This window comes from Sporocytophaga myxococcoides, from assembly GCF_000775915.1.
Lineage (GTDB): Bacteria > Bacteroidota > Bacteroidia > Cytophagales > Cytophagaceae > Sporocytophaga > Sporocytophaga myxococcoides_A.
Genome location: NZ_BBLT01000010.1, coordinates 88,937 through 114,233, shown reverse-complemented (window position 1 = coordinate 114,233; position 25,297 = coordinate 88,937). Strand labels below are relative to the sequence as shown.

21 protein-coding genes and 4 tRNA genes are annotated in these 25,297 nt (G+C 36.0%); 6 read left to right on the top strand and 19 right to left on the bottom strand.

All coding sequences use genetic code 11. From position 1 onward, the window contains the following. Positions 1-70: 70 nt before the first annotated feature. From MYP_RS20170 to MYP_RS20100, 15 genes are all read right to left on the bottom strand, one after another. Entirely contained in the window at positions 71-403 is a 333-nt protein-coding gene (locus tag MYP_RS20170) for a DUF3467 domain-containing protein (protein WP_045467542.1), read from the bottom strand. 98 nt (positions 404-501) lie between these two features. Next, positions 502-4,821 carry a DNA-directed RNA polymerase subunit beta' gene (rpoC, locus tag MYP_RS20165; RefSeq protein ID WP_045467540.1) on the bottom strand — a complete coding sequence of 1,440 codons (4,320 nt, stop codon included), beginning with the start codon at positions 4,819-4,821 and terminating at the stop codon, positions 502-504. A 79-nt stretch (positions 4,822-4,900) separates the two neighbouring features. Next, the gene (gene rpoB / locus MYP_RS20160) at positions 4,901-8,770 is read right to left on the bottom strand and encodes a DNA-directed RNA polymerase subunit beta (RefSeq protein WP_045467538.1); all 3,870 of its coding nucleotides are present in this window, start codon (positions 8,768-8,770) and stop codon (positions 4,901-4,903) included. Between the two features lie 150 nt (positions 8,771-8,920). Next, positions 8,921-9,298 (bottom strand): 50S ribosomal protein L7/L12, encoded by a 378-nt coding sequence (rplL, locus tag MYP_RS20155; protein ID WP_028979654.1) that lies wholly within the window; start codon positions 9,296-9,298, stop codon positions 8,921-8,923. Positions 9,299-9,363: 65 nt separating this feature from the next. Then, entirely contained in the window at positions 9,364-9,900 is a 537-nt protein-coding gene (rplJ, locus tag MYP_RS20150; protein ID WP_045467753.1) for a 50S ribosomal protein L10, read from the bottom strand. Positions 9,901-9,904: 4 nt separating this feature from the next. Continuing rightward, on the bottom strand, positions 9,905-10,603 hold the full coding sequence (gene rplA / locus MYP_RS20145; RefSeq protein ID WP_045467536.1) for a 50S ribosomal protein L1: 699 nt from the start codon (positions 10,601-10,603) through the stop codon (positions 9,905-9,907). Between the two features lie 12 nt (positions 10,604-10,615). Continuing rightward, positions 10,616-11,059: a 50S ribosomal protein L11 gene (gene rplK / locus MYP_RS20140; protein ID WP_045467534.1), complete on the bottom strand. Its 444-nt coding sequence runs from the start codon at positions 11,057-11,059 to the stop codon at positions 10,616-10,618. 1 nt (position 11,060) lies between these two features. Beyond that, positions 11,061-11,621, bottom strand: coding sequence for a transcription termination/antitermination protein NusG (gene nusG / locus MYP_RS20135; protein WP_028979658.1), 561 nt, complete (start codon positions 11,619-11,621; stop codon positions 11,061-11,063). A gap of 15 nt (positions 11,622-11,636) precedes the next feature. After that, entirely contained in the window at positions 11,637-11,828 is a 192-nt protein-coding gene (secE, locus tag MYP_RS25850) for a preprotein translocase subunit SecE (protein ID WP_045467750.1), read from the bottom strand. A gap of 20 nt (positions 11,829-11,848) precedes the next feature. Beyond that, positions 11,849-11,919, bottom strand: a tRNA-Trp gene (locus MYP_RS20125). A gap of 110 nt (positions 11,920-12,029) precedes the next feature. Continuing rightward, entirely contained in the window at positions 12,030-13,217 is a 1,188-nt protein-coding gene (gene tuf / locus MYP_RS20120; RefSeq protein WP_045467532.1) for an elongation factor Tu, read from the bottom strand. Positions 13,218-13,325: 108 nt separating this feature from the next. Beyond that, positions 13,326-13,397 (bottom strand) — tRNA-Thr (locus MYP_RS20115). Between the two features lie 35 nt (positions 13,398-13,432). Next, a tRNA-Gly gene (locus tag MYP_RS20110) sits at positions 13,433-13,505 on the bottom strand. Between the two features lie 123 nt (positions 13,506-13,628). After that, a tRNA-Tyr gene (locus MYP_RS20105) sits at positions 13,629-13,711 on the bottom strand. 190 nt (positions 13,712-13,901) lie between these two features. Continuing rightward, positions 13,902-16,403 carry a M1 family metallopeptidase gene (locus tag MYP_RS20100; protein WP_045467530.1) on the bottom strand — a complete coding sequence of 834 codons (2,502 nt, stop codon included), beginning with the start codon at positions 16,401-16,403 and terminating at the stop codon, positions 13,902-13,904. A 54-nt stretch (positions 16,404-16,457) separates the two neighbouring features. On the opposite strand from MYP_RS20100, the gene MYP_RS20095 reads away from it, so the two are divergent. The 3 genes from MYP_RS20095 to frr are packed head-to-tail and all read left to right on the top strand — an operon-like array spanning position 16,458 to position 18,312. After that, entirely contained in the window at positions 16,458-16,958 is a 501-nt protein-coding gene (locus tag MYP_RS20095; RefSeq protein ID WP_052430381.1) for an acetyl-CoA carboxylase biotin carboxyl carrier protein subunit, read from the top strand. A gap of 59 nt (positions 16,959-17,017) precedes the next feature. Beyond that, positions 17,018-17,725 (top strand): UMP kinase, encoded by a 708-nt coding sequence (pyrH, locus tag MYP_RS20090; protein WP_028979663.1) that lies wholly within the window; start codon positions 17,018-17,020, stop codon positions 17,723-17,725. A 26-nt stretch (positions 17,726-17,751) separates the two neighbouring features. Further along, a complete protein-coding gene (frr, locus tag MYP_RS20085) occupies positions 17,752-18,312 on the top strand; it encodes a ribosome recycling factor (protein ID WP_045467528.1) in 561 nt (186 codons plus the stop codon). A 9-nt stretch (positions 18,313-18,321) separates the two neighbouring features. Here the strand turns inward: frr and nadD are convergent, their stop codons facing one another. The 4 genes from nadD to MYP_RS20065 are packed head-to-tail and all read right to left on the bottom strand — an operon-like array spanning position 18,322 to position 20,386. Further along, positions 18,322-18,894 (bottom strand): nicotinate (nicotinamide) nucleotide adenylyltransferase, encoded by a 573-nt coding sequence (gene nadD, locus MYP_RS20080; RefSeq protein WP_045467526.1) that lies wholly within the window; start codon positions 18,892-18,894, stop codon positions 18,322-18,324. Between the two features lie 14 nt (positions 18,895-18,908). Continuing rightward, on the bottom strand, positions 18,909-19,505 hold the full coding sequence (gene gmk, locus MYP_RS20075) for a guanylate kinase (protein ID WP_045467524.1): 597 nt from the start codon (positions 19,503-19,505) through the stop codon (positions 18,909-18,911). 8 nt (positions 19,506-19,513) lie between these two features. After that, entirely contained in the window at positions 19,514-19,759 is a 246-nt protein-coding gene (locus tag MYP_RS20070) for a zf-HC2 domain-containing protein (RefSeq protein ID WP_045467522.1), read from the bottom strand. A gap of 36 nt (positions 19,760-19,795) precedes the next feature. Continuing rightward, on the bottom strand, positions 19,796-20,386 hold the full coding sequence (locus MYP_RS20065) for a sigma-70 family RNA polymerase sigma factor (protein ID WP_045467520.1): 591 nt from the start codon (positions 20,384-20,386) through the stop codon (positions 19,796-19,798). A gap of 252 nt (positions 20,387-20,638) precedes the next feature. Between MYP_RS20065 and MYP_RS20060 the strand changes: the two genes are divergently transcribed. From MYP_RS20060 to MYP_RS20045, 3 genes are all read left to right on the top strand, one after another. Then, positions 20,639-21,844 carry an O-antigen ligase family protein gene (locus MYP_RS20060; RefSeq protein WP_045467518.1) on the top strand — a complete coding sequence of 402 codons (1,206 nt, stop codon included), beginning with the start codon at positions 20,639-20,641 and terminating at the stop codon, positions 21,842-21,844. Between the two features lie 43 nt (positions 21,845-21,887). After that, entirely contained in the window at positions 21,888-22,892 is a 1,005-nt protein-coding gene (locus MYP_RS20055) for a glycosyltransferase family 9 protein (RefSeq protein ID WP_045467517.1), read from the top strand. A 486-nt stretch (positions 22,893-23,378) separates the two neighbouring features. After that, positions 23,379-25,220 (top strand): ABC transporter ATP-binding protein, encoded by a 1,842-nt coding sequence (locus MYP_RS20045; RefSeq protein ID WP_045467513.1) that lies wholly within the window; start codon positions 23,379-23,381, stop codon positions 25,218-25,220. Positions 25,221-25,297: the final 77 nt, after the last annotated feature.

Genomic DNA, 25,297 nt, shown 5'->3' with positions numbered 1-25,297 from the left:
TCTAGCTAATTTATAGATATTTACAACAACCTTAATTAATTATTTTTTGATTATTGAATAAATAATGAATTCAGGCTTCTCCCATTGTGCCACCAAAATTCATAGGGAATCTGGGAAAATCTTCTGTATTGTTAATTTCTCCAAAAGCCTCTTCATATTTTTTTACATTTTCTTTCAAGGCTACAACCAATCTTTTGGCATGCTCTGGAGTAATTACAATCCTGGCTTTTACCTTTGCCTTAGGTACACCAGGCATTAATCTGATAAAATCAATAACAAACTCACTATTAGAATGAGCAATCATTGCCAGATTAGAATATACACCTTCCGCAATTTCCTCAGTTAATTCTATGTTAATCTGATTCTGCTCAGCATGTTGATTTTTCTTTTTATCGTCTGCCATGTTTTTTTAAATTAAATTCTAAAACTGATATAAAAAATAAGACCTTAGACTTCAATTATGCTGAATGCCTAAGGTCTTAATAATTCTATACTAAAACACTATTTCTCCTGAAGTTCTTCCTTCTTTGAAGCCTGATGAAAAGCCTCTTTAGAAGCAACAAGTTGATCGTATTCTTCCTTAGATCCTACAATGTAAGACTGATACTCTCTCTGTCCTGTACCTGCAGGGATCAAGTGACCAACAATAACATTTTCTTTCAGACCTTGAAGATAATCTACTTTTCCTCTGATTGAAGCCTCGCTCAGTACTTTTGTAGTTTCCTGGAACGATGCCGCAGAGATAAAGCTTTCCGTACCCAAAGAAGCCTGAGTAATACCTTGAAGAGTTGGTCTTGAAACAGCAGCCTCTGCATCTCTTACAGTGACAAGTTTCATATCTTTCCTCTTAAGGCTTGAATTTTCATCTCTCAATCTTCTTGCAGTAACAATCATACCTGGTTTTAGAGTTTCAGAATCACCTGCATCTACTACAACCTTCTTGTCAAGTACACTGTCATTTTCTTCTCTGAATGTGAATTTATCGACAACCTGATTTTGAAGGAAGTTAGTGTCACCAGCTTCAATGATCTCTACTTTCTGCATCATTTGTCTTACTATAACTTCGCAATGCTTATCATTGATTTTTACACCTTGAAGTCTGTAAACCTCCTGAATTTCATTTACGAGATATTCCTGAACCGCAGTAGGACCTTTGATTGCAAGGATATCTGAAGGAGTAATAGCTCCATCTGATAATGGATAACCTGCTTTGACAAAGTCATTATCCTGAACCAAGATATGCTTAGAAAGAGGCACTAAGTATTTCTTTCTTACACCATCTTTAGATTCGATAAAGATTTCTCTGTTACCCCTCTTAATACCACCATATGTTACTACACCATCAATCTCAGAAACAACAGCAGGATTTGAAGGATTTCTTGCCTCGAATAACTCTGTTACTCTTGGAAGACCTCCAGTGATATCTCTTGTTTTACCAACAGCTCTCGGGATCTTTGCAAGAATTTGACCTGCCTTAACTTCCTGCTCGTTTTCAACAGCAAGGTGAGCACCTACCGGGATGTTAAATGTTTTTGTTTCACCCTTTTTAGAGTGAACAAGTATCGCAGGGTTTTTAGATTTATCCTTAGTATCAACGATAACTTTCTCTCTGTGTCCAGTTTGCTCATCTGACTCTTCACGGAAAGTAACACCTTCTACGATCGCTTCAAATTCGATTCTTCCGTCAAACTCAGAAAGAATTACAGCGTTATATGGATCCCAGTTACAAATATCCTGACCTTTGGTTACTTTATCACCTTCTTTCACTTTAAGGAAAGCTCCGTAAGGAACATGGTTTGTAATAAGAACTTTTTCATTCTTATCATCCATAATTCTAATTTCACCAGAACGTCCCATTACCACATCTACTCTGTCTCCTTCGTTATTTGTAGTAACGATAGATTTAACTTCGTCAAATGCGATTATACCTTCAAATTTAGCTTTGATAGAAGCATCAACAGCAATGTTAGAAGCAGTACCACCGACGTGGAATGTTCTAAGAGTAAGCTGTGTACCTGGTTCACCGATAGATTGAGCAGCAATAACACCTACAGCTTCTCCTCTTTCTACCATTCTTCCGGTAGCAAGGTTTCTACCGTAACACTTAGCGCATACACCTCTTCTTGATTCGCAAGTTAATACTGAACGAATCTCAACTGATTCAATAGCAGACTCGTCAATTGTTCTTGCAATATTTTCATCCACTTCTTCTCCGGCTCCAATTACTAACTCGTTTGTAATAGGATCAAAGATATCATGAACAGTTACTCTACCTAAAATTCTTTCAGAAAGTGGCTCGACTACTTCTTCGTTATCTTTTAGAGCAGTAACAGTAAGTCCTCTAAGAGTACCGCAATCTGGCTCGTTGATAACAACGTCCTGTGCAACGTCTACAAGTCTTCTTGTCAGGTAACCAGCATCCGCAGTTTTAAGAGCTGTATCCGCAAGACCTTTTCTAGCACCGTGAGTAGAAATAAAGTACTCGATAACGTCAAGACCTTCTTTAAAGTTAGAAAGGATCGGGTTCTCAATAATCTCACCGATAGACCCCTGAAGGTTTTTCTGAGGTTTAGCCATAAGACCCCTCATACCTCCGAGCTGACGAATCTGCTCTCTAGAACCTCTAGCTCCTGAGTGCATCATCATGTAGATGGAGTTGAATCCCTGCTGATCACTCTCAAGTTGCTGCATTAGCGTTTCAGTGATCTGAGAGTTGATCCTAGTCCAGATATCAATTACCTGATTATATCTTTCGTTATCCGTGATCAATCCCATCAGGTAGTTGTTCCAAACAGCATCCACATCTTCTTTCGCCTGAACAACAAGAATATTTTTAGCATCAGGAACTTTAACATCGGAAAGACCAATAGAAAGTCCTCCTCTGAATGCAGACATGAATCCCAGTTGTTTAATATCATCTAGGAAATGTGCTGTTCTTGAGTTCCCTGCCACTTTGAATACGTGACCGATAATTTGCTGAAGTTTTTTCTTGGTTAAAAGCTCATTGATATAACCTACTTCTTCTGGAACAAGTAAATTGAATAAAACTCTACCTGCAACAGTATCAATTAGTTTTTTAACAAGCTCACCATTTTCATTTCTCACATTTACACGCACTTTAATATGCGCATGCTGAGAAAGTCTTCCTTCATTCAATGCAATAACAACCTCTTCTGGTCCATAGAACACTTTGCCTTCTCCAAGTACTGGATATTCAGGAGTTGATTTTCTTCCTTTGGTCACATAGTACAAACCAAGAACCATGTCCTGAGATGGTACAGTAATCGGAGCACCATTTGCAGGGTTAAGGATGTTATGAGAAGCAAGCATTAATACAGATGCTTCAAGAATTGCTTCCTGACCAAGTGGTACGTGTACCGCCATCTGGTCACCGTCAAAGTCGGCGTTGAACGCAGTACAAACCAGAGGATGCAACTGAATCGCTTTACCTTCAATAAGTTTAGGCTGGAAAGCCTGGATACCTAATCTGTGAAGCGTTGGAGCACGGTTTAGTAATACAGGGTGTCCTTTCAAAACATTCTCAAGGATATCCCATACCACAGGATCTTTTCTGTCAACAATTTTCTTTGCAGACTTAACAGTTTTAACAATTCCCCTTTCAATCAGTTTTCTTATAATAAATGGCTTGAATAACTCAGCAGCCATGTCTTTAGGAAGACCGCACTCATGAAGTTTCAACTCAGGACCAACAACGATAACCGAACGACCAGAGTAGTCAACCCTTTTACCAAGTAGGTTTTGACGGAAACGACCTTGCTTACCTTTAAGCATATCACTTAAAGATTTCAATGCTCTGTTACCTTCAGCTCTTACTGCATTTACTTTTCTTGAGTTATCGAATAGAGAGTCAACAGCTTCCTGAAGCATACGCTTCTCATTTCTAAGAATTACTTCAGGAGCCTTTATTTCAATAAGCCTTTTCAGACGGTTATTTCTGATAATAACTCTTCTGTATAGGTCATTCAAATCTGATGTTGCAAAACGACCACCATCCAATGGAACAAGAGGACGAAGTTCAGGAGGAATAACAGGAACCATTCTGACAACCATCCACTCAGGCTTGTTTTCAATACGGGTTCTTGCATCTCTGAAAGCTTCTACCACTTTAAGCCTTTTTAAAGCCTCTGCTTTTCTTTGCTGAGAAGTATCGTTTGCTGCTGCGTGTCTTAAGCTGTAAGAAAGCTCATCAAGTTTAATTCTTGATAAAAGCATTTCTAGAGCATCAGCACCCATTTTAGCAATAAACTTATTAGGATCCTCATCATCAAGCATTTGGTTTTCTCTTGGAAGTTTATCCAGAATATCCAAATACTCATCTTCTGTCAGGAAGTCAAGATAGTTGATTCCATCTTCAGATTTAACACCTGGCTGAATAACAACATATCTTTCATAATAAATGATCTGATCAAGTTTTTTAGTAGGTAAACCTAATAAGTAACCTATTTTATTTGGTAAAGATCTGAAATACCAGATATGAGCAACAGGAACAACAAGTTCAATGTGTCCCATTCTTTCCCTTCTAACTTTTTTCTCAGTTACTTCAACTCCACATCTGTCACAGATAATACCTTTATATCTAATTCTTTTGTATTTACCACAATGACACTCCCAATCTTTCACAGGACCAAATATTCTTTCGCAGAATAGTCCACCCATTTCAGGTTTGTAGGTTCTGTAATTGATCGTCTCCGGTTGCGTTACTTCTCCATGAGAGCTTTCCAAAATGGATTCAGGTGAAGCAAGGCTAATGGTGACTTTTGAGAAGTCCTGATTTAATTTTTTATTTTTTCTGAAAGCCATCTTTTAGGTTTTATATCCTGAAACAAACTTAAAAAAATATGAATAGCTGCCGGATAAATCCGGCAGCTTTGGTTAATGATTAGTCTAAAGTGATTTCCAGCGCAAGGCCTCTTAACTCGTGAACCAATACGTTGAAGGATTCCGGTATATTTGGCTTAGGCATATTTTCGCCTTTAACTATGGCTTCATAAGCTTTTGCTCTACCTATCACATCATCAGATTTCACAGTCAGAATTTCCTGAAGAACGTTTGCTGCACCGAATGCCTCAAGTGCCCAAACTTCCATCTCTCCAAATCTCTGACCTCCGAACTGAGCTTTACCTCCAAGTGGTTGTTGTGTGATTAATGAATATGGACCGATTGAACGGGCGTGCATCTTATCATCAACCAAGTGGCCTAGTTTTAGCATGTAGATAACTCCAACAGTAACCGGCTGATCAAATCTTTGACCTGTTAAACCATCATGTAAGTATGTTCTACCGAAAGAAGGCAAGCCTGCAAGTGATAATTCATTTGCTACCTCTTCTTCACTTGCACCATCAAATATTGGCGTTGCATAAGTTTTGCCCAGTTTTAATCCAGCCCATCCAAGAACTGTTTCATAAATCTGACCAAGGTTCATACGAGATGGTACACCAAGCGGATTTAGAACAATGTCTACAGGAGTTCCATCAGCAAGGAATGGCATATCTTCATCACGAACTATTTTAGCTACAACCCCTTTGTTACCGTGACGACCTGCCATTTTATCACCCACTTTCAGTTTACGTTTTTTAGCAACATAAACTTTAGCAAGCTGAACTATACCAGCAGGTAATTCGTCTCCTACTTCCAAAGTGAATCTTTCACGTTTAAATCTTCCTGAAAGTTCATTTCTTTTCCTGTTATAATTTTTAACAAGACTGTGGATCATAGCATTGATCTTATCTTCAGAAGTCCAACCTTCAAGTATTAAATCGCCCAAAAGATTTACTTCTTCCTGTACATTGTATGTACTTTCGTCTCTATAGCTGTTACGCTCAGGGAAGATGTTTTCAGAAATATTTCTTCTGTTGAATTTCACTCCTTTGGAAATAATTTCATCTCCAAATTTGTGCTTAACTCCATTACTAGTTTTACCATCAAGCAATTCAACCATTTTCTCAATCATTGTTGCTCTGATTGCCAAAAGGTCTTTACTATATTTTGCTTTTAATGTATCAACTTGTTTTTTGGATTTTGCTCTGATGTCTTTATCCTTTTTAGGACGAGAGAACAGCTTAGTATCAATTACAACACCTCTTAATGAAGGAGATGCTTTTAATGATGCATCTTTAACATCTCCAGCTTTATCACCGAAGATTGCTCTAAGAAGTTTTTCTTCAGGAGTTGGATCAGTTTCACCTTTAGGAGTGATTTTACCAATAAGAATATCCCCTTCCTTAACTTCAGCACCAATACGTACAATTCCGTTTTCGTCAAGGTTTTTAACAGCTTCTTCACTTACGTTTGGAATCTCAGAAGTAAGCTCTTCTTCCCCTCTCTTTGTATCTCTAACTTCGAGTTCAAATTCTTCAATGTGTATTGAAGTAAAGATATCGTCACGAACGACTTTCTCAGAAATAACAATAGCATCCTCAAAGTTATATCCTTGCCATGGCATGAATGCTACTTTTAGGTTTCTACCAAGAGCAAGCTCTCCGTTATTTGTAGCATATCCTTCGCAAAGAACCTGGCCTTTTTTAACTCTCTGGCCTTTAAAAACTATAGGCTTAAGATTTATACAAGTATCCTGGTTAGTTCTTCGGAACTTAACAAGATCATATGTTTTGCTTTCGGTATCAAAGCTTACCAGCTTTTCATCGTCGTTAAGATCATATTTGATAACTATTTTCTTAGCATCAACAAAATCTACAACTCCTTCACCTTCTGCAGTTACAAGCGCTCTTGAATCAACAGCTACACGGCCTTCAAGACCAGTTCCAACAATTGGAGCTTCTGGTTTTAATAGAGGTACAGCCTGACGTTGCATGTTTGAACCCATCAAAGCACGGTTAGCATCGTCGTGCTCAAGGAATGGAATCAATGAAGCCGCAACAGATACAATCTGGTTAGGCGCAACATCCATGTATGACAATTTATCTGGCTCAACAACAGGGAAGTCACCTTCATATCTTGCTTTAACTTTATCAAGCATGAAGTTACCAGTGTTATCGATTTTCGCGTTGGCCTGAGCTATATTATGGCGATCTTCTTCTTCAGCTGTTAAATAAACAGGATCCTTCAAACTTACTTTACCTTCTTCCACTCTAAGGTATGGAGTTTCGATAAAGCCCATGTTATTTACTTTTGCATGAACGCAGAGAGAAGATATAAGACCGATGTTTGGTCCCTCAGGCGTTTCGATAGTACAAAGACGACCGTAGTGTGTATAGTGAACGTCACGAACCTCGAAACCTGCTCTTTCTCTTGAAAGACCACCAGGACCAAGAGCAGACATTCTCCTTTTATGCGTAATCTCAGCTAATGGATTGGTTTGATCCATGAATTGAGATAACTGGTTTGTACCGAAGAAGGAATTGATTACAGAAGAAAGAGTTCTTGCATTAATAAGGTCAACAGGTTTAAAATCCTCATTATCCCTTACGTTCATTCTTTCTTTGATAGTTCTAGCCATTCTGGCTAAACCTACACCAAACTGGCTGTATAACTGCTCTCCTACAGTTCTTACTCTTCTGTTACTCAAATGGTCTATATCATCGACAACAGCTTTAGAATTTATAAGACCTATAAGATATTTAACAATACTTATGATATCCTGAGTAGTTAATACTCTGATATCAGAAGCGATCTCAAGACCGAGCTTCTTGTTAATCCTATATCTTCCAACTTCACCAAGATCATATCTCTTATCACTGAAGAAAAGATTATGAATGATATCTCTTGCTGTCTGTTCATCCGGAGCCTCAGTATTTCTAAGCTGTCTGTATATGGTTTCAACAGCTTCTTTTTCAGAGTTTGAATTATCCTTTTGAAGTGTATTATAAATAATAGTGTAATCAGCTATATTTATGTCTTCTCTGTGAAGGATAATTGATTTTGTGTTTGAATCCAGGATAGTATCTATATCTTCCTCAGAAATAACAGAATCTCTTTCCAAAAGAACTTCATTTCTGTCGATAGAAACTACCTCACCAGTATCTTCATCAACAAAATCTTCAGTCCAGCTTCTAAGTACCCTTGCAGCCAGCTTTCTACCAATAACTTTCTTTAAAGAAGCTTTATTAGCTTCCACTTCTTCTGATAAACCGAAAAGGTCAAGAATATCTTTATCTGAACCATATCCGATAGCACGTAAAAGTGTAGTAACCGGAAACTTTTTCTTTCTGTCGATATAGGCATACATTACGTTGTTAACGTCAGTAGCAAATTCGATCCAGGACCCTTTAAAAGGTATAATTCTGGCAGAATAAAGTTTTGTCCCGTTTGTATGTTTACTTTGAGCGAAAAAAACACCCGGAGATCTGTGCAACTGAGAAACAATAACCCTTTCTGCTCCGTTTACTATGAAAGATCCCTTTAGAGTCATATAAGGTATGTTCCCAAGGAATACCTCTTGCTCTATTGTTTGGAAATCTTCGTTGTCTTCGTCATTGCAGGAAAGTCTTAACTTTGCCTTAAGAGGCACAGAATAAGTAAGACCTCTATCAATACATTCGTCAACGGAATATTTGGGCGGGTCTATTGTATAATCAATAAACTCGAGAACAAAATTTTCCCTTGAGTCGCTTATAGGGAAATTTTCCGCAAATACTTTATACAAACCCTCCTGTGTACGGCTTTCAGAGGGCGTATCAATCTGAAAGAAATCCTCAAAGGATTGTAATTGCACATCCAGAAAATCCGGGTAATCAATTAAAGATTTTCTTGAAGCAAAACTTATTCTTTCTCCTTTATTATTGATAGCCAATGCTTTATAAGTTTGGTTAGTGAATAATTTTTAAATATTATTACTTAAATCAAGGGGTGCTTGAAAGGTTTATACCCACAAACAGCAAAAGACCTGACTATGTTGCCAGGCCTTGAAATTATTTTTAAGGCTGTTAAAGGTAATCTTACCTTATTTAATTTCAACTTCAGCTCCAGCCTCTTCTAATTGTTTCTTTAGAGACTCAGCTTCTGCTTTAGGTAGACCTTCTTTAACAGGCTTTGGAGTAGAATCAACTAAATCTTTAGCCTCTTTCAATCCAAGACCAGTAAGATCTTTAACAAGTTTTACAACTGCAAGTTTAGCAGCTCCTGGGTTTTTAAGGATTACATCGAAAGCTGTTTTTTCAGCAGGTGCTTCAGCAGCAGCTCCACCACCTCCAGCTACCATAACAGGAGCAGCAGCAGCAGGCTCTATACCGTATTCATCTTTCAGGATTTGCGCAAGTTCGTTAACTTCTTTAACAGTTAAATTTACAAGTTGCTCAGCGAATGCTTTTAAATCTGCCATTTTATTATTTATTTAAAAATTACTAATTTGATTAAATGTTTATTAATTGATTGTATTTTGAATTATTACTCAGCTTTCTCAGAGAGAGTCTTAACAATTCCTGCAAGTTTATTTCCACCACTTTGAAGAGCAGAAACAACATTTTTAGCAGGTGATTGAAGTAAACCAATGATATCTCCGATAAGTTCGTTCTTAGATTTAAGATTACTTAAAATATCTAAGTTATCAGCACCGATAAATAATCCACCGTCTATAGAAGCACCTTTAAATACTGGTCTTTCGTTACCTTTTCCAGCTTCTTTGTGAAACTCTTTTAACAGTTTTGCCGGGGCATTACCTGCATCGGCAAATAAAATGCCTGAGAATCCTTTTAAAACGGATTGGTTAAAAGGTGTATAATCTGTATTGAGATTCGCAAGAGCCTTTTTAATTAAAGAATTTTTTACTACTTGATACTCAATGCCTTTCTTATAGCAAAGTTTTCTAAACTTGTTTATCTTCTCAACAGAAAGACCTGAGGCATCAGTAATATAGAAATAATTCTTTGTTGAAAATTTCTGGCTCAAGTCCTCAATAATCTGAGCTTTTTGTTCTTTTGTCATTTTCTTATATTCCTGAAATTGAACTCTTATCAACTGAAATACCAGGGCTCATTGTACTTGACAATGAAACACTCTTGATATAAGTACCTTTTGCTGAAGCAGGTTTCAGTTTTGAAATTACCTGAATTAGCTCATTAATATTCTCCTGAATTTTATCAGGAGAGAAAGATACTTTACCGATACTGGTATGAATGATTCCGTACTTATCTACTTTGAAGTCGATTTTACCTTGCTTAATTTCTTTAACAGCTTTTCCAACTTCAAGAGTTACAGTTCCAGCTTTAGGGTTTGGCATTAAGCTTCTTGGACCAAGAATTCTACCCAATTTACCAACCTTTGCCATTACTGTTGGCATTGTAATGATTACATCGATATCTAACCAGCCTTGCTCAATTTTAGCAATATAGTCATCGAGGCCAACGTGCTCAGCACCGGCATCTTTTGCTTCTTGAGCTTTATCAGGAGTACAAAGAACAAGAACTCTAACATCCTTACCAGTACCATGAGGAAGAGCAACAACTCCTCTCACCATTTGATCCGCCTTCTTAGGATCAACTCCTAATCTAACATCTATATCAACAGAAGCATCAAATTTCGTGAAAGTAATCTCTTTAACTAAATTAGCTGCATCTGCAAGAGAATATTCCTGCTCAGGGTTATATTTGGCAATTACTTGCTTTTGTTTTTTTGTAAGTTTTCCCATGTCAATTTCCTATTAAGATTCCCAAGGAGCTTTGCCTGTAATTGTTATACCCAAACTTCTGGCAGTTCCGGCAATCATCTTCATCGCTGAATCAATTTTAGAACAATTTAAGTCTGGCAATTTAGTTTCAGCGATCGTTTTAACCTGATCCCAGGTAACTGATCCTACTTTATTTCTGTTAGGTTCTGCAGATCCTTTTTTTGCTTTTGCTGCTTCCATTAAAAGAATTGGAGCTGGAGGAGTTTTAATAACAAAGTCAAAAGACTTGTCTTTATACATTGTTATTAACACTGGTAATAAAACACCTGGTTTATCTTGTGTTCTAGCATTAAACTGCTTACAGAACTCCATGATATTCAAACCTTTACTACCCAATGCTGGACCGATTGGAGGAGATGGATTTGCGGCTCCGCCCTTTACCTGCAATTTCAGATATCCGCCTATTTCTTTTGCCATTTTACTGAACTTTTTCTACTTGCATATAATTCAACTCAACCGGTGTATTTCTTCCGAAAATTTTCACCATAACATTGAGCTTCTTTCTTTCTTCAAATACTTCTTCTACAGAACCTGTAAATCCGTTGAACGGACCATCCATAACTTTAACCAGCTCTCCTACTATAAAAGGAGTTTCCAGTTTTTCTTCTCTTTCATCAACCTGATCCACTTTTCCAAGAATCCTGTTAACTTCAGATTGTCTTAATGGTACTGGTTTTTTTGAAGCTGCACCTGTTTCACTAGATCCCAGGAATCCTATAACTCCAGGAATACTTGTAATAATGTGTGCTGCTTCGCCGTGATTTATATCTGCTTGAATTAGTACATATCCAGGGAAAAAATTTCTCTCACGTACTCTCTTTTTCCCATTTCTCATTTCATATACCTTTTCTGAAGGTATCAAAACCTGAGGAACAAACTCTTGAAGATTCTGTCTTACGATTTCGTTTTCAAGATAGCTTTTTACTTTCTTTTCTTGACCACTTACCGCCCTAACAACATACCATTGTAATTGACTCATCGATCTATCCCCCCTTTAGAAGTTTTCGTAAATGAAGGACATACCGTTTTTAAATAAATAATCGATAACACCGATTATTAGTGCAAAAATGATAGAAGCAACCAGAACAAGGACAGTACTGCTCTGAAGTTCACTGAACTTCGGCCAGGAAACTCTACTTCTGATTTCTTCAACTGACTCTTTTAGAAAATCTATTACCTTTTTCATTTTTGACTTATTTTCCTGTGCACGGGTGGAGAGATTCGAACTCCCATCAACGGTTTTGGAGACCGCTATTCTACCCTTGAACTACACCCGTTTAACTACACACCCCTGAAAAGGGAGTGCAAAGTTAGAGAATATCTTATAAATAAACAAGTGCGTTCTCGAAAATAATTTTCAAAAACGCACTCTTATTTATTTTTTTACTTATTTTAAAATTTCAGTTACCTGACCAGCACCTACTGTTCTACCACCTTCTCTGATCGCAAATCTTAATCCTTTCTCCATCGCAACAGAGTTGATTAGTTTTACAGTGATTGTGATATTGTCACCAGGCATAACCATTTCAGTTCCTTCAGGAAGGATGATTTCGCCAGTAACGTCAGTTGTTCTCATATAGAACTGAGGTCTGTATTTGTTGAAGAATGGTGTATGTCTTCCACCTTCCTCTTTTGAAAGAACATAAATCTCAGCTTTGAATTCTAAATGAGGAGTTACAGAACCTGGCTTACAGATTACCATTCCTCTTCTGATCTGATCTTTCTCAATACCTCTTAGAAGTAAACCAACGTTATCGCCAGCTTCTCCTCTATCAAGGATTTTTCTGAACATCTCAACTCCAGTAACTGTAGACTTAAGGTTTTCAGCACCCATACCAAGAATATCAACAGGCTCTCCAGAGTTAATAACACCTCTTTCAATTCTACCTGTTGCAACAGTACCTCTACCTGTGATAGAGAAAACGTCTTCAACTGGCATCAAGAAAGGAAGCTCTGTCATACGAGGAGGAATCGGAATATCGTTATCAACCGCATTCATTAGCTCTTCGATTGTAGCTACCCATTTAGCATCTCCATTCAATCCACCTAGAGCAGAACCTCTGATTATAGAGATTGTATCACCAGGGAATTCGTAGAAGCTAAGTAGTTCTCTAACTTCCATCTCAACTAAGTCAAGAAGTTCAGGATCGTCAACTAAGTCAACTTTGTTCATGAAAACAACTAGAGCAGGAACACCTACCTGACGAGCAAGAAGAATATGCTCTCTAGTTTGAGGCATTGGTCCGTCAGTAGCAGCAACCACAAGGATAGCACCGTCCATCTGGGCAGCACCAGTAACCATGTTTTTCACATAGTCAGCGTGACCTGGACAGTCAACGTGAGCATAGTGTCTGTTAGCTGTAGCATACTCCACGTGAGAAGTATTGATAGTAATACCTCTTTCTTTTTCTTCAGGAGCGTTGTCAATAGTAGAGAAATCTCTTTTCTCTGCTAGACCTTTTTCTGACAATACTTTAGTGATTGCGGCAGTCAAAGTTGTTTTACCGTGGTCTACGTGACCTATAGTACCTATATTCACGTGAGGTTTGGAACGGTCAAAAGTTTCTTTAGCCATATTTGAAAATCCTCGGTTTTATTGTTAATTTATAATTTTATAATTATTTAAATGCGATAAAGGAATTTGTAATCTTAAGCTGACTTGCTCTTGAGTTTGAATTTTATGAGCCAGTGACGGGAATTGAACCCGTGACCCCTTCCTTACCAAGGAAGTACTCTACCCCTGAGCTACACCGGCTTAAGAGCACCTCTCCAGGAAGCTCAAAAAAATTGAGCGGGAGACGAGGCTCGAACCCGCGACCTACAGCTTGGAAGGCTGTCGCTCTACCAACTGAGCTACTCCCGCTTTTAATTAATTTGGCTAGTCTGAGATTTTTCCCTTCTCAGAATCAAAATTGGTTCGCAAAGTAAACAAACCATTTTCAATTCCCCAATTTTTCTCGAAACTATTTTTAAATAAAATATATTGTGGGGAGAGAAGGATTCGAACCTTCGAAGTCATATGACGACAGATTTACAGTCTGTTCCAGTTGGCCACTTTGGTATCTCCCCAAACTAATTTGAAAACTTCCTTTTCAAATCAACCTTTTAAACTTGCTGTTTTAAAAAATTGAGCTGCAAAAATAGGTGCTTTTTTATTTAAGTCAAATTTTTGCACCTATTTTTATTGCTTTTTTTTTAATTATTCTTCAGTCTATTAATTATCAACCATTTAAGCTTACATCTTTTTTAATAAATAATTCTATTTAAGCATTTGCAGATAATAATTTGCAGCATTTCTGATTACTTCATGTTTATTTGTTTCTGATATTTTCTTTAACAATTGCTTCCCTTCATTCTTTTCCGCTTCCGGAAGTATCGCCAGATATTGGCTAAAATAACTCAACAATGCATAAGTCCTTCGATCTTCAGAAGTTTGCATATTTTTTTTAAACCATATGTATTTTGTAGTATCCTTCGAATTAATAAAGTAATTGGCCAGAGGTATTATTATGTTAATATTGTCAATAGATTCAAACTCCGGAATCTTTTTTTCAATATTTGCATCTTTTGCCTTTAACAAACTGGAGAGTGACGCTCCAACAACTGAATAGGCCTTTTCATCTAGGCCTTTATAATAAAGATCCACAAATCTCTTATTATCATAAGATGACAATAAATAAATAGCCTGGGCTCTAACTGCAGGCTTACTATCGGATGACGCAATTCTTTCAAGGTCTGGTATATAATTTTCAATATTGGGAATAACATATCTAGAAAACTGATCCAAAGCATAATCTCTTATACCCCAGAATCTATCATTTAGCGCGCCTTTTAATAGACTTTCAAAATCTTTGGTTTTGAATTTTGCCTGAGCCATTTCCTGATTTTCAGCTTTACTCAGATCAAAATAAGCCACCAAGGCATCTTTTCTTCCGAAATACCCATGAGAATTTTTGAATTGAAAAATAAGCTCTTCATCTGTTTTTTCATGAGACTTCTTAGATAAGACTTCATTTTCAGGATCAAAGTGCACAAGATTCGGCTGAGCAGCACAAGGCAGGGAAAAACTCTGCTTTGATTTAGTAAGTTCAAGATGATAGGTATTTTTCATTCCATTTACCCAAACATCAAGCTTAAATGGTATCCTATATATAGGAGTTCTTAAGGTATCCTGTTGCTGTTCCACAGTTAAACTCAACATACCACTGCTATACTGACTTTCAATTTTAAGACTGGGGTGCCCCGGAGCTAAAAACCATTGATTAAAAAACCAATTCAAATCGATTCCGGTCACTTCCTCAAATGCAAGCCTTAAATCATGAATTTCTGCAGGTTTAAACTGATTTCGTTTTAGATACAAATTTAAAGCTTCGAAAAAAGCAGAATCCCCAACAACCGTTCTCAGAGTATGTAAAACCCTTCCTCCTTTATTATAGCTATGTCTATCAAACATATCCTCCCTATCGTGATAATGAAATCTGATCAAAGGTTCCTGTTTGTGATTTGCTTCATCAAAGTATTGCTTCTCTTCTGTTTCAGCATGCTGATCAGCCTCATCCTTTCCGTATTTATAATTCAGCCACAGATATTCAGAATAATTTGCAAATGATTCATTTAATGGTAAGTTAGCCCAGGATTCGGCAGTAACTAAATCGCCAAACCAATGGTGAAATAGTTCATGGGCAATGATTGGATCCCAGCTTTCGTCAAGCAATTCTCTATCATCAGATTGAAGAGCTTCCATAAAAACTGACGCAGAAGTATTCTCCATAGCGCCTGATACAAAATCCCTTACTACAACCTGTGAATATTTATCCCAGGGAAATTTATATTTTAACAATGAGGAGAAAAAAGCAATCATTTCAGGTGTATTCCCAAAAATCGATTTGGCATACTTCCCATACTGAGGTTCTACATAATAATTAATTTTAAAATCATCCCAATCAAATCGTGTATCTGTCATTTGATCTTCGATAATAGAATATTTTCCTATTGCCATCATAAAAAGGTATGGTGCATGAGGAAGATCCTGTTTCCAATAAAAAGTGTTGGTTCCATCTTTATTGGCTTTTTGATAAACCAGTTCTCCGTTAGAAAGAACAGTAAAGGCTGAATCAACTGTAATAAACATTTCCTGAGTAGTCTTTTCATTCGGAGAATCAATGGTAGGAAACCAGCATGAATTGGCTTCGGTTTCACCTTGCGTCCATATTTGAACAGGTTTCTGAGGATCCTTTCCATCTGCGTTTATAAAATACAAACCTCTATCATCAGTGATTGCTTCACTCCCTCCTTTTTTAATTTCATTTGGCTTCGCGGTGTATTTTATTCGGATCAGAAAAGTATCCTTACTTTGATAAACCTTATCAAGAGTAATATCCAGTTTTTCTTTATTATACAAATATTTTAGGGGAATTGCATTTGGGGTTACCAAATCTACAGAATGTATGTCCATTCCCTTTGCATCCAACACAAGTCCTTTTTGAGGATAAAACAGGGGTTTAAAAGTTAAATAGGCTACACCATTAAGGTATTGGTTCTTCCAGTCGAATGAAACTTCCAGTTTAGTATGAAGTAAATCTACCGGCCTTGTTCGTGACGGCTGATAAGGACCATTACTTGTCTTAAAAGTAGGAACACTTTTTTTCTCCTTTTCAGCTACCAGTACTGTTTTATCATTTTTTTTTAATGATTTACAAGAAAATAATAGCAGCAAGAGGGGTATCAGAAAGAACCGCCCTGTTGAAACAGAAAAACTCATACTCAGTTGTTTTTTGATTGATTTAATTATATTTAAGAACGAAATAATATTGAAATGTTAAAAATAAAAACTAGTAATCAAAATTTTATTGAGTTTCATAAAGAAGGTGATAAGCTTATCCTTAATGGAAGTCCTTTAAACTGGGACATTTCCGAACTGGCTTATCAAAAATCTTATCATATTATTAAAGAAAACAAAAGCTATTCTGTGGAAGTATTAAAATTCGACAGAGAGCAGAAGATGCTCTATTTAAGAATAAACGATAAGGAACTTCAGATTACGCTCCAGGATACCAGAGATCTTATGCTCGAAAAACTTGGAGTCAGTAACAAGAGATCCGAAACTCTCAATGACATAAAAGCTCCAATGCCAGGAAAAGTTTTAGAGATAAAAGTAAAAGAAGGTCAGACCATTGAGAAAGGAGAACCTATATTGATCCTTGAAGCCATGAAGATGGAAAATCTGATAAAATCTCCAGGAACAGGTATTGTTAAAAGTATTCAAATTAAGGAAGGACAGAGTGTCGAAAAAAATCAGGTACTGATCAGGTTATAATTTAATTATTAGATAATCATTATTATATTTGCCAAGTTTGCGGTAAAATATCTTCTGAAATGAAATACAAAAGAATTCTTTTAAAACTAAGTGGAGAAGCATTAATGGGAAATCAAAAGTACGGTATAGATCCGGAAGTTCTCATGAGGTATGCAAAAGAAATAAAGGCTGTAAGTGATAAAGGTGTTCAGCTGGCAATTGTTATCGGAGGAGGTAATATATACAGAGGTGTTGAAGCTGCGGCTACAGGAATAGACAGAGTTCAGGGCGACTATATGGGAATGCTTGCTACTGTGATAAATGCAATGGCCCTTCAAAGCGCACTAGAAAATATTGGTCTTTATACAAGATTAATGTCTGGTATTAAGATAGAACAAGTTTGCGAGCAATTCATCAGAAGAAGAGCGGTAAGACATCTTGAGAAAGGACGAATTGTAATTTTCGGAGCAGGTACTGGAAACCCATATTTTACTACAGATTCGGCAGCAAGCTTAAGAGCTATTGAAATTGAAGCTCAGGCTGTTCTTAAAGGAACGAGAGTGGACGGAATTTATTCATCAGATCCTGAAAAAGATCCAACAGCAACAAGATTCTCCAACATTTCATTTAAGGAAGTATATCAAAAAGGTTTACAGATCATGGATATGACAGCCTTCACCCTTTGCAAAGAAAATGGTTTACCAATTATCGTATTTGATATGAATAAACCTGGCAACCTTTTGAAGATCGCAGAAGGTGAAGATGTCGGTACACTGGTAACAATGTAATTTTATTATATAACTTATTTTTCCAAATGGAAGAAATTCAATTATACCTGGACGAAGCAAAGGATGCAATGCAAAAAGCATTGAAGCATACTGAAGCTGAATTCGCTAAAATACGTGCCGGCAAAGCTATGCCGTCAATGGTTCACGGAGTTTCTGTAAGCTATTATGGTATAGACACGCCGTTAGAACAAGTGTCGTCAATCACTACTCCGGATGCAAGAACAATTTTGATCAAGCCTTTCGAAAAAAAGCTGATCTCTGAAATTGAAAAGGCTATTAAAGACAGTAATCTTGGTTTCAATCCTCAAAATGACGGTGAAAACATCAGAATCTCTTTACCTCCTCTTACTGAAGAGAGAAGAAAAGCTCTTGTAAAACAAGTGAAAGGTGAGTCAGAAAATGGAAAGATCGGCATCCGTAATATCAGAAAAGACACTAATGAAGAATTAAGAAAACTTCAAAAAGAGGGTGCTTCAGAAGATGAAATCAAAAAAGCCGAAGAGAAAGTACAATCTTTGACTAATGACTTTATTGCAAAAATAGATCAGGTTTTAGCTAAGAAAGAAGCTGAAATAATGACTGTTTAATTCAATATTTTAACGGTAGAGATTTTTATTTTTAATAAAAGTCTCTACCTCTTGAGTTATCATATATTTTACAGAAAGATTTTTTTTGATTGACTGCCTGATGTAAGTAGCAGAAATATCCAGTAAAGGAGCCTCCACAAACCTTACATTTTTATGATTTTTCAATTCACAATCACCTGAATCCGGCCTTGGATAAACATACAATTCAAAATACTCCAGTATACTGTTGAAATTTTTCCATTTGGGAAGTTGACAAAGGTTATCCTCTCCGATAATAAGAACAAACTTATTTTTAGGAAATTTCTCCTGAATATAAGTCAGCGTATCTATAGTATAACTCGGCTTAGGTAAATGGAATTCAACATCGCTGACGCGAAATTTCGGATGATCCATTATGGCCAGATTTACCATATCATACCGGTCAAACTCGTGAAGTAAAGTATTATTTTTTTTCAGAGGATTCTGGGGTGTCACAACATACCATACTTCGTCAAGGTCAGCATGCTCAGCCATTACGTTCCCGATAATCAGGTGACCTATGTGGATAGGGTTAAACGAACCAAAAAAAAGACCAACTTTCATGAAACGCTAAACTATCAACCTTTTTGAGGAAAACTGATTTTTCCATTAAGAAAATCATCTACTAGTTGTTGAGCTCCTTTTAATGCCTCTTCCAAATCATTATTTACCAAAGTAATATCAAACTGATTTTCAAAGCTCATTTCAAATTTCACTTTGAATAATCTCGCAGAAATACTTTCCTCTGTATCTGTTTTTCTTTCTCTCAGTCTTTGTTCCAAAACTTCCATAGATGGACATTTCACAAAAATTGCTAATGCCTTATCACCATAGAATTTTTTCAGACTAAGGCCGCCTTTAACATCAACATCGAAAACTGCACTTTTCCCTTCACTCCAAATTCTGTTAATTTCAGATTTTAAAGTACCATAGAATTGGCCGGGGTATACTTGTTCCCATTCAACAAAATCTTCTTGATCAATTTTTTGTTTGAATTCTTCTGGGGTAAGGAAATAATAATCTTTTCCATAAGTTTCATTACGACCTCTTTTGTCGCGTGTACAAGCAGAAATTGAGTATCCCAGATTATTATTTTTGGCAAGCAGATGCTTGACAATAGTCGTTTTACCAGATCCAGAGGGAGCTGAAAAAATGATTAATTTGCCATCTTCCATAGACAAATTTAAAAACTTTCGTTCAATTTATCCTTAATATTCGCTATTAAGGCCGAAGGAACGGGCTTTTTTTCGATTTTGCTTTTTAAAACCTCCTTTACATTTTTATCAAGATTATAGCTTTGATAACATGGCATGCATTCTTCTATATGTTTTTCCAGAAATTGTTTCTGATTATCAGAAGCTTCTCCATCTATTAAAAGATGAAGCGCATGCAAACACTCATTACATTCAGAGATTTTTCCCTTATCCATTCGAGTTAAATTGTTCGCAATCATACGGAATTTTTCTTATTTGTTATAGCCCATTGTACCAGCATAAGCTTTCAACTTTTCCTTTAATAAGTTTCTAGCCCTATGCAATCTTGACCTAACTGTACCGATAGGAATATCAAGAATTTTGGCCATTTCTTCATAAGTAAATCCCTCAAGGTCGCAAAGAATAATAATAGTTCTGAAATCCACTGCCAATGCATTCAGCGCAGTAGCAACCTCATCCCCAATCATTTCCTGCAAAGATTCTATCCTAAGATCGGTGGTGATACTTTCATCCACGTCATCTGAGTTATAATAAGACTCTACTTCCTGATAATCAACCTTTGAAGGTTCCTTGCTTTTCTTTCTAAAATCATTTATAAAGCTGTTTTTCAATATTCTGAACAGCCAGGCTTTAGCATTTGTACCTTGCTCGTATGAATTAAAGAATCGATAAGCCTTTAAATAGGTCTCTTGTACAAGATCATTTGCATCGTCTTCATCAAGGGTCAGACGATAAGCAAAATTATAAAGAGAATCAATTAAAGGCATAAACTCCTTTTCAAACTGAGCATCTTTCTCCGCTTTGCTTAAATCCTTTCTTATATTTTCTCTATTCTCTTCCATTTAAAGTATTATTTATAATTTTACTTAATGAATAAAGTAATTATCGTACCATATTTACGATTCCTTAAAGTAGAACATTAAAATTTCTGCATTTGTTGTGTTTGGAATCCCAAGGAAACCAACACTCTAATTTTCAAAGACTTTTAAATCAAGAAAAATATTTATTACCCTTAATTAATGGATTCACAAAACCAATATTATTTAATTTTTGTAAGAATATGCCTTTTTGTCATAATCATAGGGATGTTCACTATGGATAGTTTCCATATCCTTGCAAACCAAGGCATACTAGCTTTAACAGGATTTGCTTTACTTTATTTTTTATTGAATATCAGAAATTTTAGCGTTTTTCTAGTTGAAAAAAGATTTTCAGTTTTCATCCTTATTTTTATTACATTCATAATAAGTCTTTTAAAAACGAATCCTGAAAATCAAAAATATGCAGCCCTACAATTTGAACTGCATTATCAATTTCTTGCATTGCCATTTTTATTTGCTGTGCTTCCTCCCTTTCCCAAAAAACTCTATTACGATACTTTTTTTCTCTTTCTTCTCATTGTTTTTGTTTGCTCGGTGGGTAGCACTGCTATTTACTTTCAAAATAAAGAATACTTTGACTGGGCATATGGCAAATCACATCTGATACCCACCCCCATAAATCATGTTCGCTATAGTCTAATGGTTACCTTCGCGATATTTGTCTCCTTTTATCTATTAGTGAAAAATTATTTTAATGATCTTTTCTTTAAATTTCTGAATATTGCAATCCTTATATTTCTCATCTTTTATCAGCATCTTCTAGCTGTCAGATCTGGATTAGTTGCGTTTTATGCAGTACTTCTATTAATTATCTTTTATTCAATAACTTCAAAAAACTTTAAAAATGGCATTCTAGTTTTTTTAGGTGCAATTGCATTAATTACGATTTCGTTCTTTTCACTTGATACCCTGAGGAATAAATGGGGATATACAATGTATGACTGGAACTTAAGTGATATTAAAGATAAAGCAAATCATTACTCTATTGGAAAAAGGTTAGTCTCTCAGCAGGTAACATTCGAGTTGTTCAGAGATCATCCAATTTTTGGAGTAGGTGAAGGAAACTTAGAAGCTGAGGTAAGAAAAGGTTACGAAAAAAACTTCTCATACGTAGAACCGGCTAATCGACTGAGTCCACATAATCAATACCTAAGAACACTTGCAGCTACTGGCATTCTGGGATTTATCATCTTTATGTGCTGTTTTTATTTTCCATTGTTCTCGGGCAAAAATTACAAATCCAAAATTCTTTTGTCCATATACATTATTACCTCTGTTTCATTCTTGTTTGAAGACACACTAGAAACCAAGGCAGGCCTGACATTTACTTTTTTCTTTATCATGTTTTGCCTTCATTACACAAAAGCGATAAGGTCGGACAGGGATTTAATTCATGATTTAGAGAAGAGACAAAGTTAAGGTTAGTCAAATTTCTAGGGATTTGTTAAGGTTTAATTAATTTATGAAAAATATACTGATAAGCAGAACTGATAACCTTGGAGATGTAGTACTTACTTTTCCTATGGCTGCATATCTAAAAAAACATTTTCAGGGTTCCAGAATTTTGTTTCTTGGGAAAAAATATACAGCAGATCTAATAAAGGCATGCAACTCTATTGATGAATTCATTTCAAGAGAAGACCTCATAAGGGATCCCGATATTTTAAGATTAAAGAATATAGAGGCTGTCATATTTGTGTATCCAGACAAAAAGATTGCAAAAATATGCAAGCAAAATGACATATCGATCCGCATTGGTACCAGTCACAGAATATTTCACTGGTTTTATACCAATAAAAGAATAAATTTTTCCAGAAAGAAATCTAATCTCCATGAAGCTCAGTTAAACTTCAAATTGCTTAAAGGGATAGGAATAAAAGAAATTCCATCCACTGAATCTCTGGGGGAACTACTCGATGTATCCCCAAAAATTGACATTCCAGAGTCGATAAAATCCGATCTTGAGCATGCGAGAAAAAAGATTATACTTCACCCCAAATCAAAAGGAAGCGCCAGAGAATGGCCTCTAGAAAACTATTTTTTTCTTGCCCAAAAATTAATTTCAGCAGGCTATACACCCGTAATTACAGGCACAAAAGAAGAAGGCGACAAAATCCGAAAGGAACAAAACAACTTTTTTTCTCTTCCTGAATTGATTGATCTTACTGGCAAAGTTTCTTTGGGAGAACTTATTTCGGTTATTTCCAAATCAGAGGGGCTTATAGCATGTAGTACAGGACCACTACATATTGCTTCTGCCCTGGGAGTAAATACGATAGGCTTCTATCCTCCAATAAAGCCAATGCATGCAGGAAGGTGGAAACCCTTGGGAAAATTATCTACAGTATTATCGCTGGACAAAGAATGTACGGATTGTTCCAAAGGTGGAAATTGTGCATGTATTGAATCTCTAAGAGTAGAACAGGTTTTTACCATTATTGAGAAATGGGATACAAAAAACGATTAAGTAAAACCACCAATAGTGTATATAACAAAGCCTTAATATCTAATTTTAATTTAAAAATCAGTCTTGATAACCCATTAGTTAAGATCAATAATTTAATAAAAGGACATTCAGAAAATACTTTGATTCATCTAGAATTAAAAGTATCTCCTAACTATATACTTCATTCTGACATTCATATGTAATACTTGCCAACCTGTAATTTTAAACATGCCATTCCTGGTATTTTCTTACAGATTTTATTACATCATAAATTTAAAGTAATAAAAAAGATTAGGCCACTTACTTAACTGGTAATTAATCATTTAGACTAGTTACCTGGAAATTAAAAGGTAATCACGGCAGTTTAAGGAATAATAAGATTATAATGGAAAGAAAAAAAACGTCAGATTCCCATGGAGCAATTGGTAGGGAATAGACCTTCTTATTAAAGTGGATATAATTTAATAACTTTGCTTAAGTTTATATTATAGTTTACAATCCAATATCATGAAAATATATTTAAGGCTCATTTCGTTTGCCAAGCCTCTAGAAAAATTTGCAATTCCATATATAATCTTTGCTATGCTCAGCATTATTTTTGGTCTTTTGAATTTCACCCTTCTTATACCAGTATTTAATTTGTTGTTTTCTGAAAACCCTTCTGAGTCTTTGAATAAAGTGACTCAGTTGCCTTCATTCACTTTAGACTATGATTATTTTAAAGAGGTATTTTATTATTATCTGTATAAAGCAGCCCAATCTTCAGATCAGAAACTTGCAGCGCTTTTTTATATTTGCGGTGTTATTTTCACATCGGTTTTTTTATCAAACCTTTTCCGTTACCTGTCTCAGATTGTACTTGAGGACTTGCGAATTCACACACTTTTGAATTTAAGAAAAACAGTTTTTAATAATGTGCTAAACTTGCACCTTAGCTTTTTTTCAAATGAGAAAAAAGGAGATATAATGGCAAAGATTTCCGGTGATGTGCAAGTAGTGCAAGGATCTATAACAAATACCTTAATTGTTTTTTTCAGGGAACCAGTGACTATTATTTTTTATTTCTTCGCTCTTTTTAAGTTATCTGCTTCTTTGACCTTTTTTACGATTTTCTTTATTCCTGTTTCAGGATTAATAATAGCTACAATTGTAAGAAAGCTTAAACAAGCAACATCCGATGCTCAAACATCAATGGGAATAATGCTAAGCATTCTGGATGAAGCACTTACAGGACTACGTGTAATCAAAGCTTTTAATGCTATATCTTATGTCCAGGATAAATTTCAACAGGAAAACATCAGGTACTCTACTGCTTCCAGAACAATGGTGAAGAAAAACGAACTTGCATCTCCTGTATCTGAATTGATGGGTGTTACTGTAGTAGTTGGAATCCTTTTATATGGTGGTGCAATGGTATTGGAGGGGAATAATTCCCTCAAACCTGAAGAATTTATAGCTTACATTGCAATATTCAGTCAAGTACTTAGACCGGCTAAGGCTATGACAGGCTCATTTTCCCAAATACAACACGGTATCACTGCAGGAGAAAGAGTACTACAATTAATTGATACAGAACCTGCAATTAAGAATAAACCAAATGCAATAGAGTTAAAAAACTTCGAACAAGAAATTTCCTTTGAGAATGTTAAATTCTCTTATGATGAGCATAAAACAATTCTTAATGGAGTCAACTTTAAACTCCAAAGAGGTAAAACTATAGCATTAGTAGGACCCTCCGGAGGAGGTAAATCTACTATTTCGGATCTTATTCCAAGATTTTATGACCCTACGGAAGGTTGTATAAAGATTGATGGTAATGATATTAAAGATTGCACTGTGGAATCTGTAAGAGATATGATGGGAATAGTAAATCAGGAATCTTTGTTATTTAATGATACCATTCACAACAATATTGCCTTCGGAAAACCAAACATGTCAAGGGAAGATGTTATTCAGGCAGCTAAAATTGCAAATGCTCACAATTTTATAATGGAGTCTGAATACGGGTATGACACCGTTATAGGCGACAGAGGTGTAAAGCTGTCGGGAGGTCAAAAACAACGTATTAGCATTGCTAGGGCTGTTCTAAAAAATCCGCCTATCTTAATACTGGATGAAGCAACCTCTGCCCTTGACACAGAATCTGAAAAACTGGTTCAGGATGCCCTTAACAACTTGATGAAAAACAGAACTACGCTTGTTATTGCACACAGATTAAGCACTATTCAAAATGCTGATGAAATTCTGGTTATAGAAAAAGGGAAAATTGTGGAAAGAGGTACCCATCAGCAACTACTTACTTTTGAAGATGGGGTGTATAACAAGCTTACAACAATGCAAGCATTGTAAAAGCGAGAATAAATAAGCTACTGATGGGATGGAGACCGTAAATTCTACTCTTTCAAAATGTAGAATTTACGGTCAAT